This window comes from Streptomyces sp. NPDC086554 (assembly GCF_040686095.1).
GTDB lineage: Bacteria > Actinomycetota > Actinomycetes > Streptomycetales > Streptomycetaceae > Streptomyces.
Genome location: NZ_JBFBJK010000005.1, coordinates 171,952 through 185,987, shown reverse-complemented (window position 1 = coordinate 185,987; position 14,036 = coordinate 171,952). Strand labels below are relative to the sequence as shown.

Genomic DNA, 14,036 nt, shown 5'->3' with positions numbered 1-14,036 from the left:
CAAGGCCGCTCGGGGCCTCACCCGAGCGGCCCACACCGCTCCTGCGCGCACAAGGGAACTAGTGCTCCCCGCCTGGCGTTGACCAGTACGGGAGGGTCCACTGAAGAGTGGAAGCACCAGTAGGCAGAGGGTTCCCCCACGCACCACCAGGAGGGCGTACCGTGCACCGCCGGCACAACGGGCTGAAGACCGCCGTACTCCTCGGGGGACTGTCCGCACTCATCCTCGTCATCGGCAGTTTCTTCGGACGTACGGGCCTGATCGTCGCGCTCTTCGTGGCGCTCGGCACCAACGCCTACGCGTACTGGAACAGCGACAAGCTCGCCCTGCGCGCCATGCGTGCGCGCCCGGTGAGCGAATTCGAGGCCCCCGAGCTGTACCGCATGGTCCGCGAGCTCTCCACCCAGGCCCGCCAGCCCATGCCCCGCCTCTACATCTCACCGACCGAGGCCCCCAACGCCTTCGCGACGGGCCGCAATCCGCGCAATGCCGCGGTCTGCTGCACCGAAGGAATCCTGCGGCTCCTGGACGAGCGCGAGCTGCGGGGCGTCATCGGCCATGAGCTCAGCCACGTCTACAACCGGGACATCCTGATCTCCTCGGTCGCGGGCGCGCTCGCCTCGGTGATCATGTTCCTGGTCAACTTCGCCTGGCTGATCCCCATCGGCCGCTCGAACGACAACGACGGCCCCGGAATCTTCGGCATGCTCCTGATCATGCTCCTCGGACCGCTCGCCGCCTCTGTCATCCAGCTCGCGATCAGCCGCTCCAGGGAGTACGAGGCCGACGCGTCCGGGGCGCAACTCACCGGCGACCCGCTGGCACTCGCGAGCGCCCTGCGTAAGCTCGACGCGGGCACGAAGCAGCTCCCGCTGCCTCCTGAGCCACGCCTTGAGACGGCAAGTCACATGATGATTGCGAACCCTTTCCGTCCGGGGCAGGGCATGTCCAAGATGTTCTCCACGCATCCGCCGATGGCGGAGCGCATCGCCCGGCTCGAGCAGATGGCAGGTCGCCAGCAGTGAAGACAATCCTCAACATCATTTGGCTCGTCCTGTGCGGGTTCTGGATGTTCCTCGGTTATCTGGTGGCGGGGTTGCTCCTGTGCATCACGATCATCGGCATCCCGTTCGGCCTCGCCAGCTTCCGGATCGGCCGCTATGCCCTGTGGCCCTTCGGCTACACGACAGTTGAGCGCCGCGACGCGGGCGCGCCGTCCTGCATCGGCAACGTCCTGTGGCTGATCCTGGCGGGCTGGTGGCTCGCGATCGGCCACATCGTCACGGGCTTCCTGCTCTGCGTCACGATCATCGGTATCCCGCTCGGCGTCGCCAACTTCAAGCTCATCCCGGTGTCGTTGATGCCGCTGGGCCGCGAAATCGTGCGCACGGACCAGCCGTTCGCCTCGCGCTAGAGCGGTCTGCCGCCCGGCGGCCACGCGGAGCTCGATTGTCAGTGCCGTGGTCCACCATGAACGCATGACGGACATCGAGGAGTTGCTGGACCGCGTCGCCGCCGAGGCCCGGATCACCCGGCCCTGGGGCTGGGACACCCTGCCCGCTCCCGCGAGCGCGAGCACCCTGGCCGGGGCGGAGGCCGCCCTCGGTTTCCCCGTACCGCCGCTGCTCGCCGCCCTCTACACGCGGATAGGCGACGGCGGATTCGGCCCGGAGTACGGCCTGTTGCCCCTGCTCGACGGCAATTCGTCCGGAGGCGAGCCCTCCGCCGTCGAGAAGTACGCCGGGATGCGCGGCTCCGACTGGGGCTGGCCCGAGGGCGTCCTTCCGATATCCCACTGGGGCTGCGGGATGTACGCGTGCGTGGACTGCCGCGGCGAGTCCGCCCAGGTCCTGCTCTTCGAGCCGAACGGCGGCGACCCGGACCACGTCTGGTTCCTCGACTCCCCGAGCCTCGCCGACTGGCTGACCACCTGGCTGGACGGCACCGGCTGGTACGAGGAGGACAACGACGACCTGGACCTTCCCCCCTGTGTCGTACACCGCACCTAATCGATCACCGCAACCGCGCCACTCCGCAGTGACGTCCTCCAGGACAACAGCGCACAAAAGCTCACCGCGCGAGAAAGGCCGGGTCACTGCATGGGCATCATCAGCTGGATCGTTCTGGGGCTGCTGGCCGGCGCCGCCGCCAAACTGCTGCTCCCCGGCCGCGACCCGGGCGGCTTCATCGGCACGACCGTCATCGGCATAGCGGGCGCCTTCATCGGCGGCTGGATCTCCGCCCGCTACCTCGACCGCCCGATCACCAACCACTTCTACGACGGCGCCACCTGGGCGGCGGCCATCGGCGGCTCCCTCGTCCTGCTAGTCGGCTACCGCATCCTCTTCGGCCACTCACGCCGCTGAGACGCCGTTCCCCCGATCTGCGGCCAGCAGCAAGGGCGGGCACCCGGCCCGGGTGCCCGCCCTCCGCGGTCGTACAACGAACGCGAAAACTACTTTCGGTAGTTGTCGCGGTTTTCCGTGATCTTCTAGGGGCGTGTGCCCTCGCTGTGCCCTCGGGCAGAGCGCAGATCCAGGCGCGTCACGGGCAGCTCGCAAGGAAGGCACGGATCTCCGCGGCGAGGTTGCGCATGTCCTCGCCCGCTGCGTGCACGGTGGTGGTCTCGAAGTGCCATTCGTCCGAAGGCGGCCGGTCGTGCAACCCCCATGTCAGATGGACGTAGCCACCGGGGCCGTGCACGGCTGAGAGCGTCAGGTCGCGTTCGGCACCTGACCAGGCGGCACGCGCTCGCCTTGCGGCCGTGGGGAGCGAAGTGGCCAGCCTTGCAGGGTGGTTGAGCTGGGATATGGCCGACGCTGGTTCGGCTCCGCGATCAAGGCGGCGCGGCGCTCGGGCGACCCGCTGCTGATCGCGTACCAGCAGGGCAGCCTCGCGCAGTTCGAGGTCGAGGCGGACAACGTTGCGCAGGGACTGACCCTGATTCGCGGGGCGCGGCAGCAGCTCGGCAGCGAGCGGCCCGCCATCGCGGCGGCGTGGCTGTCCTCCCTTGAGGCGGTTGCGCACGCCACGGCGGGCGACGAGCGGGCCACCGAGCGGGCGCTGCTCGCCAGTGCGGCCGAGGCCGAGCAGATCCCGGGTGAGGAACCCCCACCATGGCCATGGGTGTTCGCATTCGACATGCGCAAGGTCGCAGCCGCCCGGGTCACCTGCGGCGCGCGGCTCGCGCGCCCCCGGTGGGTGCTCACCTCACTTGATGACGCCACCGCCGCGCTCTCCTCGGGCCATGAGAAGCAACGCGCCTTGCTCGGCCTCGACGTGGCGAGCGGACACATGGCGTCGGGGCGCCTCGACACCGCGTTCGCACTCGCCGCTTGCTCGCTCGATGTGGGGCTGCGGTTGCGGTCCGGCCGGGTCGTCGAGCGGGCCCGCACGTTCCGGCGCAACTACTCCTCGGCGACCCCGCCGGCCATCGTCCGCGAATTCGATACGCGGCTGCATGACGCTTACCTGTAGGCGAGAGGAAGACATGAGAGTCGGGATCACCGGTCACCGTGGGCTGTCCACCGAGGTAGAGCAGCAGGTGCGCCGCGCCCTGGTCGAGGAGGTCAAGACGTACGACTCCGCCGAACTGGTCGGCGTGAGCTGCATCGCGGACGGGCCCGACGGCTGGTTCGCGCAGGCCGTACTCGACCACGGCGGCCGGGTCGAGGTCGTGATTCCCGCCGAGCAGTACCGCGCGGATCTCCCCGACTGGCACCATCCCACGTACGACGCGCTGCTGCGCCAGGCATCGGCTGTGCACCGCACGGGCCTTGACGGCTCTGGCTCGCAAGCCCACATGGCCGGGAGCGAACTGCTCGTCGACCACGCCGATGCACTGCTCGCGGTGTGGGACGGACAACCTGCCCGCGGGTACGGCGGCACGGCGGATGTCGTCGCCTACGCCGAGCGCAAGGGCGTGCCGGTCCGTGTGCTCTGGCCCGAGGGAGCAACGCGAGACTGACGCTCACGCGCGCGGAGAGGGCAGCGACCGGTCGCGAGCCGTGAAGCCACCTACGCGCGGGAGGCGGCGTAACCGGATGCCCGGCACGTGTGAGCCTTGCGCGCGCGTGCAAGGCGCGACCGGTCGTAGTACAGCGGCGGGTTGCTCGCCCTGGGGACGGTGGGGACGTGGAGGACGCTGCTCCGGGCTTCCTCTCTACGCCCCTTCCTTCCTTATTGACTAGGGCAGAGGGGAGGCGGGGCGGAAGCGTCCCCCGCGTCCTCTGTGCCGGACGGTGGGCCCGTTCCGGTGGCGCGAGTAGACCCGAGGTGGGACGGGAGTAGCTGCCCCCACCAGCTGTTTCACAACTGGGAGTTGATCCTTCCGTAGCCGGTGGAAGCTCCCTTCCCGACCTGCAGGGACCTCGACCAAGATCGTCGTCAGGACCGCATCACTGACCAGCGGCAACCAGCCGATCAAGGAGCGTGACTCCAGTGATCGAACTGGCAAAGCCCCAGCTCAGCCAGTCCCTTCAAAGGAGCCGCACCCTTCGGGGATGGTCCGCCAAGGGCCCGCCCGTATGCGATGCGGCTTCAGGATGCGCCCGCAACAAGATTACGAGATCCGGCGCGTCGCAGGGCGTTTTAAGGTCATTTTCATACTAATCTCCCTTAACTGTACGAAGTCGATCTGTCACAGATCGCGTTCACCTCACTCCATCGGAGATGACATGCACAAACTTCGCAAGGCTGCCGTCCTGGTCGCTGCCCTCAGCAGCGTCGGACTTCTGAGTGCCGGTACTGCCCACGCGGGCGGGGGTGGCGACGGCCACGGCAAGGGTGGCCACAAGGTCCACCAGAGCTCCAACTGCAAGTCGCACGACCTGAACGTCGACGTCCTCGGTCAGGTCGGCATCCTCAACGGCGTGCTGGGCAATGCGCTCAACGGCGAGGGCAACCCGGGCGCACAGGACACCCACCTCGGTTCGAGCATGGGCTGCAACAACGGCGCCTTCTAGGCGCGCGACCGTCGCATAGGCGGCCGATAGGGAGAAAATGGGCGCGAATCGAGCCGTTACTCCCGGACTGGAGGCCGAAGCGAGGTGGTTGCTGACGAGATCACCGCCAGGTGATCGAGGTGATCGCCTCAAGTTCCAGACTGGAACGTAGTGGGGCCATCTGCCTGAGAGGTACGGCAATCTGGCGGGGCGCTATAACCCGCTGCGAATGTGGGCCGTCGACGGCACCTGGGAGCGGGTCTTCGCCGCGCTGATGGCCGACGCCGATGAGGACCTGACCTGGGCCGTGTCGGCGGACTTCACCATGGTGCGCGCTCACCAGCACGCGGCCGGGGCCCGCAAAAAGCGGCCCCGGTCGGCGTCGTTGATTGTGCCGCTCTCCTCGTCTCCCTGACTCTCCGCCCCCTCGTCTGCGCCACGCACAGCAATCCGAACATCCACCTCGGCACCCTCCCCGTTCCCCCATTGGGTACACAGCAACTACCCGTGTAGCACGGGTAGTTGGTCGCTAGAACCCGTCACCCCCCCGCTGTGTCCACTTCGAAACCGAGCTGGGTGCGGCTCCTTTGAAGGGACTGGCTGAGCTGGGGCTTTGCCAGTTCGATCACTGGAGTCACGCTCCTTGATCGGCTGGTTGCCGCTGGTCAGTGATGCGGTCCTGACGACGATCTTGGTCGAGGTCCCTGCAGGTCGGGAAGGGAGCTTCCACCGGCTACGGAAGGATCAACTCCCAGTTGTGAAACAGCTGGTGGGGGCAGCTACTCCCGTCCCTTTAAAGGAGCCGCACCCAAGTTGATTTGGCTCCACCCGGGGTGTTCCAGTGGGCACCGCACGAAGGGGAGGACCCACCCGTATGACGAACCCGCCATCTGACCGCGCCCTCCTGGTCCCAAAACAAGTGCTTACAAGCATCCCCCAGACACAGCAGCGCCCCGGGGCGGTTGGGTGCCGTGCCGGGGCGCGTCTGGGAAGGGCGGGGCGTCACGACGGCGGGGTGCCCGGCAGAAGGCGAACAAGGCGCTCGCCGCGGCGTACGACAAGGCGCACACGGCATGGGTCCACAGCGGCAGGCCGCAGGGCGGCGAATCGTCCCGCGTCGAGGTGCCGGACGGTGCCGGCCTCCACGACCTACGCCACTTCTACGCGTCGCTCTTGATCAAGCACCGGGAGAGTGTCAAGACGGTGCAGAAGCGGCTAGGCCACGCCAAGCCGTCGATCACGCTCGATACGTACATGCACCTTTGGCCCGATGAGCTCGATACGTACACGCACCTTTGGCCCGATGAGGAGGACACAACGAGGGCCGCCGTCGAGTCAGTCCTCGGCGATGTGCCCCCGTTGTGCCCTGCTAGGTCTGCCTAGTGACGTCCGTGCAGGTCAGGCCGGTTGATCACCGGTAGTTCACGAACTGCACCGCGAAGTCGAAGTCCTGCCCCTTGAGCAGCGCCTGCACGGCCTGCAGGTCGTCCCGGCTCTTCGAGCTGACCCGCAGCTCGTCGCCCTGGACCTGCGCCTTGACGCCCTTGGGGCCCTCATCGCGGATGATCTTGGCGACCTTCTTGGCGTTCTCCTGGGAGATGCCCTCCTCGATCGAGGCGAAGATCTTGTACTCCTTGCCGGACAGCTGCGGCTCGCCCGCGTCCAGCGACTTCAGCGAGATGCCACGCTTGATCAGCTTGGACTGGAAGATGTCGAGGATCGCCTTGACCCGCTCCTCGCCGTTCGCCTCCATCAGGATCTTCTCGCCGGACCAGGCGATCGAGGCGCCCGTGCCCTTGAAGTCGTAGCGCTGCGAGATCTCCTTGGCGGCCTGGTTGAGGGCGTTGTCGACCTCCTGCCGCTCGACCTTCGAGACGATGTCGAAACTGGAGTCGGCCATGTCCTGTGGCTCCTTGTATCGGGGTCTGCGTACTCAGCTGGTGCACGGCCGTCGGTCCCTGGCCGCACCCGCAAAGCCTAGCCACCGCCCCCGGCCCGGGCGCTGATCAATCGGGTGGCGAAGCACCCCTACCCATCAGGTATGGTTTACGTCGTTGCCACGGAGCGCCGCGCAAGCGGAACAGGGGCAGCAAACATGGCGGTGTGCCCGAGCGGCCAAAGGGAGCAGACTGTAAATCTGCCGGCTCAGCCTTCCCAGGTTCGAATCCTGGCGCCGCCACACGAAGGAGACCCTCTCCGATCTTGCGGAAACGCAGGACGGAGGGGGTCTTTTCGTACGCTGGGGCCATGTCGCCCCGCCGTAGGAACTGCCCCGAGTGCCGCCGCGAAATCGCTGTCGTCGCAGGCCGGTTCGCCCGCCACGACCCGCCGGGCCCGCGCGGTAGCGGCGAGCTGATCTCCTGCCCCGGCTCCCGCAGACAGGCTCAGCTCGGAGCCGCACAGCCTGCTCTGGACGGCTACGCGGTGCCGGAGTTCCCCGGGCAGCTCCCGCTGTTCTGAGGCGCTCACGCGGCCGCACAGGGCGTCCAGAGCCGCCGTCGTGGTCAGGGCCGCCGATCAGGCCGCCCGATTCATGGCTGTCGTACGTCCATCCGGCTCACCAGACCGTCGGCGCGGAAGCTGTAGACGTGCTCGACCGTCTGCGGCGCCCAGTGGTCGCCCGTCTCGTCCCGCAGTCCGGGCCGCACGGTCGCCACGACCCGGCGTCCGTCGTCGTCGAGCCGCAGCCGTTCCAGGTGCACCAGCGGGTGCATCACCGCGAACTGCCGTGCCCAGTAGGCCCGGACCTCCGCGATGCCATGGGCACGTGTGTCGTCCAGGAGTTTCGGCCAGTCCACGTCGGGCGCCAGCGAGCGCGGGATGAACGCGTCGCGCTCATCCGTACTGAAGACGGCGTACATCTGCCGCAGCAGGGCTTCCTGCGCGGCCGGCACCTCAGCGGTCAAAGGGTCCCCCCGGAAAGCGGACTTCAGTTCCGGACTTCAGTTCCCCGCAACGGACTTGACCGCCACGGACACCGGCGTGGAACCGCTGATCAGCTCCAGTGTCAGCCCCGCCGTCGCTGACGAGTCGACGAGCTCGGCGAGCACCGCGGCCACATCGTCACGCGGGATGGGCCCGCGTCCGGTCGACGCCTCCAGACGGACCAGGCCCGTGCCCGCGTCGTCCGTCAGCATGCCGGGGCGCAGAATCGTCCAGTCCAGGGCCGAACGCCCGCGTACGTAGGCGTCGGCCTCGCCCTTGGCGCGGAGATAGGCATCGAAGATGTCGTCGCCCTGGTGCGCGGGGTCCGCGCCCATGGACGACACCACTACGTAGCGCCGCACTCCGGCGCGCTCCGCCGCGTTCGCGAAGAGCACGGCCGCGTCCCGGTCCACGGTGTTCTTGCGGTCGGCCCCGCTGCCCGGCCCGGCGCCCGCCGCGAACACGGCGGCGTCGGCGCCTTCCAGGTGCCCCGCGACCTCGTCGACGGATGCCGACTCCAGGTCGCACAGGACCGCTTCGGCACCCGCGGCCCGCAGGTCGGCGTCCTGCCCGGCCTTGCGGACGATCCCGACCGCCTCGTCACCCCGTGCGGCGAGCAACCGCTCGAGCCGCAGCGCGATCTGACCATGACCTCCAGCGATGACAATGCGCATGTCTCCGACCGTACGGCAGCGCCCGCATGATCGCCCCGCGCGCGCGGGAGCACGCATCGAACGGACGCGCGCCCTCAGGACGGTTCGTCGCCCTTCGTCTGCCCAGGACCCGCCGTCTTCGCCCGCCCCTGCCGCGGCAGATCGAGGGCCACGGCGGCAGCCGAATCGCAGTACTCCCGCACCGCGCTCGTCCGCGCCACCACGCGCCCCCGGTGCACCACGATGCGGCTGTACGCGAGCGACAGCGCGCCCGAGAGGCGATCGCCCCGCACCGCGAGGAGCTCGGCGGGGAAGCCCGCCTCCACGCGGACCTCGGGGAACCCCATGGCCGACCGGGCGGCCCCGCTCACCGCGCCGTACGCGTCCTCGGAACGCAGCCCGCAGCGCGACGCGAGCAGGTAGGCGGCTTCCATCGGGTCGCCGCGCCCCACCGGGTTCGACACGTCCCGCATGGCCCCGCTGCCGGCGGCCACCCGCGCCCCGGCGGCCCGCAGCAGCCGCACCGGGGCGACCGCGCCGCGCCGGTCCACGCTCCCGCAGCCGCCCTGCGGCAGGCAGACCACGGTCACCCCGGCCGCCGCCAGCTGATCGGCGGTCCGCGCGGCCACGTCCGACGGCAGTCGGCCGAGCCCGCCGCACGGGCCGATCGTCACCCCGGGCCGCAGCCCGCCCGCCATCGCGGCGAGCCGCCCGAGGCGCGCCGGATCGCTGCCGTCCGTGTGCAGGTCGACGGGGCAGCCGTGCTCCGCCGCGACTTCGAGCACCGCCTCCACGTACCCCGTCGGATCGGGGTCCAGATCGGGGCAACCGCCCACTACGGAGGCGCCCATTTTCACCGCGTCCCGCAGCATCGCGAGACCGTCGGCACCGGCCACCCCGGTCAGCAGCCGCGGCACGGCCACAGCCGTCAGATCGACGAGCCCGCGCAGCGAACGCCGGGCCTGGAGCACTGCCTCCATCGACGTGAGCCCCTGCACGTCGCCGATCCGCACGTGCGAGCGCAGCGCCGTCGCGCCGTGCCCGAGCTGCAGCAGAGCCGCTTCGGTGGCCCGCCGCTGGACGTCCGGGAGGTCGTACGAGACCGGTCCTTCCGCGTCCGCCGACAGCGCGGTGTCGCTGTGCGCGTGCGGCTCGGCGGCCGCCGGGAGCAGGAGATAGCCGCCGAGGTCCACCCGCGCGGCGTGCGCGGTGAGGCTGCCCGCCGTGCCGACCGCCTCGATGCGCCCTGAGCCGAGCCGTACGTCCACGGTCCGGCCGTCGGTCAGCCGGGCGCCGCAGAGCAGCAGCGCGGTGGTGTCGGAGGCGTCGTCACCGGAGGAGCCGGAACCGGACGAGCCGGAGGAGTGGGGCTGCGGCTGGCTGTCGGGCATCGCGCTCCTGAGGTTCGGGGGCGGCTGCGGTCCCGGCGGCACGGCGTACCCGATCAGGCATCCAAGATCACGCAGCGTGAGTCGAGCCTAGGGCGACGACCGGCCCTCTTCGAGGAGGAGCGCAATAGTCGTACCGGTGTGGTGCGAGGCGTTTCAGGGGTGCGCCGAGAGGCGCTGATGTGACGTGGTGAGGCGGCTGAGGCGGGCTTCTCGATGCCCCTGGACAGCCCCGGCGAAACGGATTTGGGCGATCGGCGACCAACCGTGTAATGTCTTCATCGCTCGCCCCAATAGCTCAGTCGGTAGAGCGTCTCCATGGTAAGGAGAAGGTCTGCGGTTCGATTCCGCATTGGGGCTCTGATGTTGGTTGATCCTCGCCTTCGGGCGAGGGGATCCGGCATCGCAGCGGTGTAGCTCAGTCGGTAGAGCAAGCGGCTCATAATCGCTGTGTCACCGGTTCAAGTCCGGTCACCGCTACTAGTAGTAGTAGCCGATTGTGGGGTCGGTCCTCCGATCGGCTACTCTTTTATGCGTTCATCCGTCCATCCGTCCGTCAAGGAGCACTCACGTGGCTGCCACAGACGTCCGCCCGAAGATCACGCTGGCCTGCGTGGAGTGCAAGGAGCGGAACTACATCACCAAGAAGAACCGGCGTAATGACCCGGACCGTCTTGAGATGAAGAAGCACTGCCCGCGCTGCAACGCGCACACTGCGCACCGCGAAACGCGCTAAACACAGGCTCGTACACGAGGCCGTCCCCGATTGCTGGGGGCGGCCTCGTGTCGTTTACCCCAACCTGCAGGAGGTGCCGAGTCCATGGCGCTCGACCAGTCCTTCGTGGGGCGGTCCTACCCGCCCACCGACCCCTATGAGGTCGGCCGGGAGAAGATCCGTGAGTTCGCCGAGGCGGTGGGCGACGCGAATCCCGCGTACACCGACGCGGAAGCGGCCAAGGCTTTCGGTCACTCCGATGTGATCGCCCCGCCGACTTTTGTGTTTGCGATCACTTTCAAGGCCGCGGGCCAGGTCATCGAGGACCCGCAGCTGGGGCTCGACTACAGCCGCGTCGTGCACTTCGACCAGAAGTTCGCGTACACCCGGCCGGTGCGTGCGGGGGACCGGCTCGCGGTCACCTCGACCATCGAGGCCATCAAGTCCATGGCGGGCAACGACATCCTGGACATCCGCGGTGAGGTCCACGACGAGGCCGGCGAGCACGTCGTGACCGCGTGGACCAAGCTCGTCGCGCGTGCGGCAGAGGGGGCCTGAGCGATGACGGCGAAGATTTCGTACGAGGGCGTCGAGGTCGGCACCGAGCTGCCGGCCCAGAGCTTCCCCGTGACGCGCGCCACGCTCGTGCGGTACGCGGGCGCCTCCGGTGACTTCAACCCGATCCACTGGAACGAGAAGTTCGCGGTCGAGGTCGGTCTGCCCGACGTCATCGCGCACGGCATGTTCACCATGGCCGAGGCGATCCGCGTCGTGACGGACTGGGCGGGCGACCCGGCCGCCGTCGTCGAGTACGGCGTGCGCTTCACCAAGCCCGTCGTGGTCCCGAACGACGACAAGGGCGCGTTGATCGAGGTCAGCGGCAAGGTCGCGCAGAAGCTGGACGACAACCGCGTGCGGGTCGACCTGGTGGCGATGAGCGCGGGCCAGAAGGTGCTCGGGATGTCCCGCGCCGTGGTCCAGCTCGCCTGATCCGTACGGCGGCTCCGTACGGCAGTGAAGTGACTGAGAGTAAGGGGCACCCGCCCATTGCGGGTGCCCCTTACCTGTACGCAGCCTCCTGTGCGCCGCTCGCTATTGACGTAAGTAGTGATTGACCACTAACTTAGTCCCATGGTCAGGATGAGTGCAGAGGAGCGACGCGAGAGCGTCATTCGCGCGGCAATGATCGAGTTCGCCCGCGGCGGCTACAAGGGCACGTCCACCGAGGTGATCGCCAAGCGGGTGGGTGTCTCGCAGCCGTATCTCTTCCGGCTCTTCCCGGGCAAGCAGGCCATCTTCCTCGCCGCGTCCGTGCGCTGCTGCCAGGAGACCACCGCGGTCTTCCAGAAGGCGGCCGAAGGGCTGGAGGGGGAGGAGGTGGTGCATGCCATGGGTCAGGCCTATCAGGCGCTCATCGCCGACGACCCGGACAAGCTGCTCATGCAGATGCAGATGTACGTCGCCGTGGCCTCCGCCGAGGAGGCCGGCGATCGGGAGTTCGGCCAGGCGGTGCGGGCCGCCTGGATGGAGATGTACGACACGGTTCGCCTCGCGATGGGGGCGGACATCGGCGAGGCGACGCAGTTCCTCGCGTACGGGATGTTGGTCAATGTCCTGGTGTCGATGGGATTCCAGCGCGATCACCGGGTGTGGACCGGCTTCTACGAGTCGGTGCGGCCCACGGGGTGAGTCACTCGTGCCACGTAGGTGCGCGTTTTTGCGCCCACGCAAGTTAGTCAGCAATAACTAACCACAGGGGGAAGCAATGTCTCAGCAGACGGCACAGCGCGGGGGAGTCGCCTGGGCCCTTGTCATCACCGGCGTCGCCGGATTCATGGCGGCACTCGACAACCTCGTGGTCACCACGGCCCTGCCCGCCATCCGCGAGGACTTCGGGGGAGAGCTGCACGACCTCGAGTGGACGGTGAGCGCCTACACCCTCACCTTCGCCGTGCTCCTCATGTTCGGCGCCGCCCTGGGCGACCGCTTCGGCCGCCGCAGGCTCTTCGTCGTGGGCATCGCCGTCTTCACCGGGGCCTCCGCGGCCGCTGCCCTCGCGCCCGGCATCGAGGCGCTGATCGCCGCCCGCGCGGTGCAGGGAGTCGGCGCCGCGATCATGATGCCGCTGACGCTGACCCTGCTGACGGCGGCGGTGCCCGCGGCCAAGCGCGGTATGGCGTACGGCATTTGGGGTGCCGTCAACGGCCTCGCGGTCGCCAGTGGTCCGCTGATCGGCGGCAGCCTGACCGAGCATGTGTCCTGGCAGTGGATCTTCTGGCTGAACGTCCCGCTCGGCCTCGCCCTGCTGCCGCTCGCACGGTTCCGCCTGGCCGAGTCGCACGGCACGGGGGCGCCACTCGACCTCATCGGGACGGTGCTGGCCAGCGGCGGCCTCTTCGGGATCGTCTATGCGCTGATCCGCGGCAACATCGACGGCTGGACCAGCGCGCCCGTCCTCACCGGCCTGATCGTGGGCTTCGCGCTGCTCGCCGGGTTCGTCCGGCACGGCATCCGCGGCAAGAACCCGATGCTGCCGATGCGGCTCTTCCGCAGCCGCGCCTTCTCCGCGATCAACGCGGCGAGCCTGCTGATGTTCGTCGGGATGTTCGGCGCGATCTTCCTGCTCAGCCAGTTCCTGCAGACCGTCCTCGGCTACTCGCCCACCGAGGCCGGCCTGCGGATGCTGCCCTGGACCGGCATGCCGATGCTCATCGCGCCCATCGCGGGCTACCTCTCGGACAAGATCGGCGGCCGCCCGGTCGTCACCGTGGGCCTCGCCCTCCAGGCCATCGGCCTCGGCTGGTTCGCGGCGGTCGTGGCCCCTGATGTGTCGTACGCCGCCCAGCTGCCCGCCCTGATCATCAGCGGCATCGGCATGGCGCTGTACTTCGCGCCGGCGGCGAGCCTGGTGATGGCCAGCGTCACTCCGTCCGAGCAGGGCATCGCGTCCGGCGCCAACAACGCCCTGCGCGAGGTCGGCGGCGCCCTCGGCATCGCGGCCCTCGCCTCGGTCTTCTCCGCCCAGGGCGGCTACGCGTCCCCGCAGAACTTCGTGGACGGGCTCGGCCCCTCGCTCTGGGTGGGCGCCGGGGTGGTCGCCATCGGCGCGGTGGCCGCGTGGCTCCTGCCGCGGCGGACCGCGGCCGAGGAGACGGCCGTCACGGCTCCGGTCTCCGGCGGGCCGGTGGCCGAGCGCACTCCGGCAGGCGTGTGAAGGCCGAGCGCACCGCCGCAGGGAAGGCCGAGCGCACCGGCAGCCGTACGAACCGGCGCTGACCGGCCCTGACCTGCCCTGACCTGCCTCGGCCCGTACGGTCCGTGGCGCCCGCCCCCGCGCGGGGGCCCCGCCCGCCGACATGGAGACCGGGACGGACACCACCCATGCCCCCCCGCCCCCCGGGGCCCCGGACCG

Annotated in this window: 19 protein-coding genes, 3 tRNA genes and 1 pseudogene; 18 read left to right on the top strand and 5 right to left on the bottom strand. The window is 69.1% G+C overall.

Annotated elements, in window-relative coordinates:
- The first annotated feature begins 161 nt into the window (after positions 1-161).
- From htpX to AB0O76_RS10315, 4 genes are all read left to right on the top strand, one after another.
- Entirely contained in the window at positions 162-1,025 is an 864-nt protein-coding gene (gene htpX / locus AB0O76_RS10330) for a zinc metalloprotease HtpX (protein WP_365487455.1), read from the top strand.
- Entirely contained in the window at positions 1,022-1,414 is a 393-nt protein-coding gene (locus AB0O76_RS10325) for a YccF domain-containing protein (RefSeq protein ID WP_365487452.1), read from the top strand. Before htpX ends, AB0O76_RS10325 begins: the two co-directional genes overlap by 4 nt.
- Positions 1,415-1,478: 64 nt before the next feature.
- Complete coding sequence (locus AB0O76_RS10320; RefSeq protein WP_365487449.1) at positions 1,479-2,009, top strand: SMI1/KNR4 family protein; 531 nt, start codon at positions 1,479-1,481, stop codon at positions 2,007-2,009.
- A gap of 90 nt (positions 2,010-2,099) precedes the next feature.
- Complete coding sequence (locus AB0O76_RS10315) at positions 2,100-2,366, top strand: GlsB/YeaQ/YmgE family stress response membrane protein (protein ID WP_266863265.1); 267 nt, start codon at positions 2,100-2,102, stop codon at positions 2,364-2,366.
- Between the two features lie 178 nt (positions 2,367-2,544).
- Here the strand turns inward: AB0O76_RS10315 and AB0O76_RS10310 are convergent, their stop codons facing one another.
- Positions 2,545-2,703, bottom strand: a complete 159-nt coding sequence (locus AB0O76_RS10310; RefSeq protein ID WP_365487446.1) for a DUF6228 family protein — start codon at positions 2,701-2,703, stop codon at positions 2,545-2,547.
- Positions 2,704-2,793: 90 nt separating this feature from the next.
- Here AB0O76_RS10310 and AB0O76_RS10305 point away from each other — a divergent pair, with 90 nt between their 5' ends.
- From AB0O76_RS10305 to AB0O76_RS10285, 5 genes and pseudogenes are all read left to right on the top strand, one after another.
- Entirely contained in the window at positions 2,794-3,477 is a 684-nt protein-coding gene (locus AB0O76_RS10305; protein WP_365487443.1) for a DNA-binding protein, read from the top strand.
- 13 nt (positions 3,478-3,490) lie between these two features.
- A complete protein-coding gene (locus tag AB0O76_RS10300) occupies positions 3,491-3,967 on the top strand; it encodes a hypothetical protein (protein ID WP_365487440.1) in 477 nt (158 codons plus the stop codon).
- A 709-nt stretch (positions 3,968-4,676) separates the two neighbouring features.
- Positions 4,677-4,964, top strand: coding sequence for a hypothetical protein (locus AB0O76_RS10295; protein ID WP_365487437.1), 288 nt, complete (start codon positions 4,677-4,679; stop codon positions 4,962-4,964).
- A 208-nt stretch (positions 4,965-5,172) separates the two neighbouring features.
- Positions 5,173-5,358, top strand: a complete 186-nt coding sequence (locus AB0O76_RS10290; RefSeq protein ID WP_365487435.1) for a hypothetical protein — start codon at positions 5,173-5,175, stop codon at positions 5,356-5,358.
- A 695-nt stretch (positions 5,359-6,053) separates the two neighbouring features.
- A pseudogene (locus AB0O76_RS10285) lies at positions 6,054-6,326 on the top strand (tyrosine-type recombinase/integrase); the annotation flags it as partial.
- Between the two features lie 28 nt (positions 6,327-6,354).
- Here AB0O76_RS10285 and AB0O76_RS10280 read toward each other — a convergent pair.
- Complete coding sequence (locus tag AB0O76_RS10280) at positions 6,355-6,843, bottom strand: YajQ family cyclic di-GMP-binding protein (RefSeq protein ID WP_055564526.1); 489 nt, start codon at positions 6,841-6,843, stop codon at positions 6,355-6,357.
- A 197-nt stretch (positions 6,844-7,040) separates the two neighbouring features.
- Here AB0O76_RS10280 and AB0O76_RS10275 point away from each other — a divergent pair.
- Both AB0O76_RS10275 and AB0O76_RS10270 read left to right on the top strand, forming a co-directional pair.
- A tRNA-Tyr gene (locus AB0O76_RS10275) sits at positions 7,041-7,122 on the top strand.
- A gap of 68 nt (positions 7,123-7,190) precedes the next feature.
- Complete coding sequence (locus AB0O76_RS10270; RefSeq protein ID WP_365487431.1) at positions 7,191-7,403, top strand: hypothetical protein; 213 nt, start codon at positions 7,191-7,193, stop codon at positions 7,401-7,403.
- Positions 7,404-7,474: 71 nt separating this feature from the next.
- On the opposite strand, the gene AB0O76_RS10265 is transcribed toward AB0O76_RS10270, so the two are convergent.
- The 3 genes from AB0O76_RS10265 to AB0O76_RS10255 form a co-directional block, all read right to left on the bottom strand.
- Positions 7,475-7,849, bottom strand: coding sequence for a nuclear transport factor 2 family protein (locus AB0O76_RS10265; protein ID WP_365487428.1), 375 nt, complete (start codon positions 7,847-7,849; stop codon positions 7,475-7,477).
- A gap of 36 nt (positions 7,850-7,885) precedes the next feature.
- On the bottom strand, positions 7,886-8,542 hold the full coding sequence (locus AB0O76_RS10260) for an SDR family oxidoreductase (protein ID WP_365487425.1): 657 nt from the start codon (positions 8,540-8,542) through the stop codon (positions 7,886-7,888).
- Positions 8,543-8,616: 74 nt separating this feature from the next.
- Positions 8,617-9,912, bottom strand: a complete 1,296-nt coding sequence (locus AB0O76_RS10255) for an amidohydrolase family protein (protein ID WP_365487423.1) — start codon at positions 9,910-9,912, stop codon at positions 8,617-8,619.
- 284 nt (positions 9,913-10,196) lie between these two features.
- Between AB0O76_RS10255 and AB0O76_RS10250 the strand changes: the two genes are divergently transcribed.
- The 7 genes from AB0O76_RS10250 to AB0O76_RS10220 all read left to right on the top strand — a co-directional run bounded on the left by AB0O76_RS10250 (position 10,197) and on the right by AB0O76_RS10220 (position 13,838).
- Positions 10,197-10,269, top strand: a tRNA-Thr gene (locus tag AB0O76_RS10250).
- A 47-nt stretch (positions 10,270-10,316) separates the two neighbouring features.
- Positions 10,317-10,389: transfer RNA gene (locus tag AB0O76_RS10245), tRNA-Met, on the top strand.
- A gap of 91 nt (positions 10,390-10,480) precedes the next feature.
- A complete protein-coding gene (gene rpmG, locus AB0O76_RS10240) occupies positions 10,481-10,645 on the top strand; it encodes a 50S ribosomal protein L33 (protein ID WP_004571794.1) in 165 nt (54 codons plus the stop codon).
- 84 nt (positions 10,646-10,729) lie between these two features.
- Positions 10,730-11,182 carry a MaoC family dehydratase N-terminal domain-containing protein gene (locus AB0O76_RS10235; protein WP_365487419.1) on the top strand — a complete coding sequence of 151 codons (453 nt, stop codon included), beginning with the start codon at positions 10,730-10,732 and terminating at the stop codon, positions 11,180-11,182.
- A gap of 3 nt (positions 11,183-11,185) precedes the next feature.
- Positions 11,186-11,614: a MaoC family dehydratase gene (locus AB0O76_RS10230; protein ID WP_266863215.1), complete on the top strand. Its 429-nt coding sequence runs from the start codon at positions 11,186-11,188 to the stop codon at positions 11,612-11,614.
- A gap of 141 nt (positions 11,615-11,755) precedes the next feature.
- Positions 11,756-12,313 carry a TetR/AcrR family transcriptional regulator gene (locus AB0O76_RS10225; RefSeq protein ID WP_365487415.1) on the top strand — a complete coding sequence of 186 codons (558 nt, stop codon included), beginning with the start codon at positions 11,756-11,758 and terminating at the stop codon, positions 12,311-12,313.
- Between the two features lie 76 nt (positions 12,314-12,389).
- A complete protein-coding gene (locus tag AB0O76_RS10220; protein ID WP_365487412.1) occupies positions 12,390-13,838 on the top strand; it encodes a DHA2 family efflux MFS transporter permease subunit in 1,449 nt (482 codons plus the stop codon).
- The last annotated feature ends 198 nt before the right edge of the window (positions 13,839-14,036 follow it).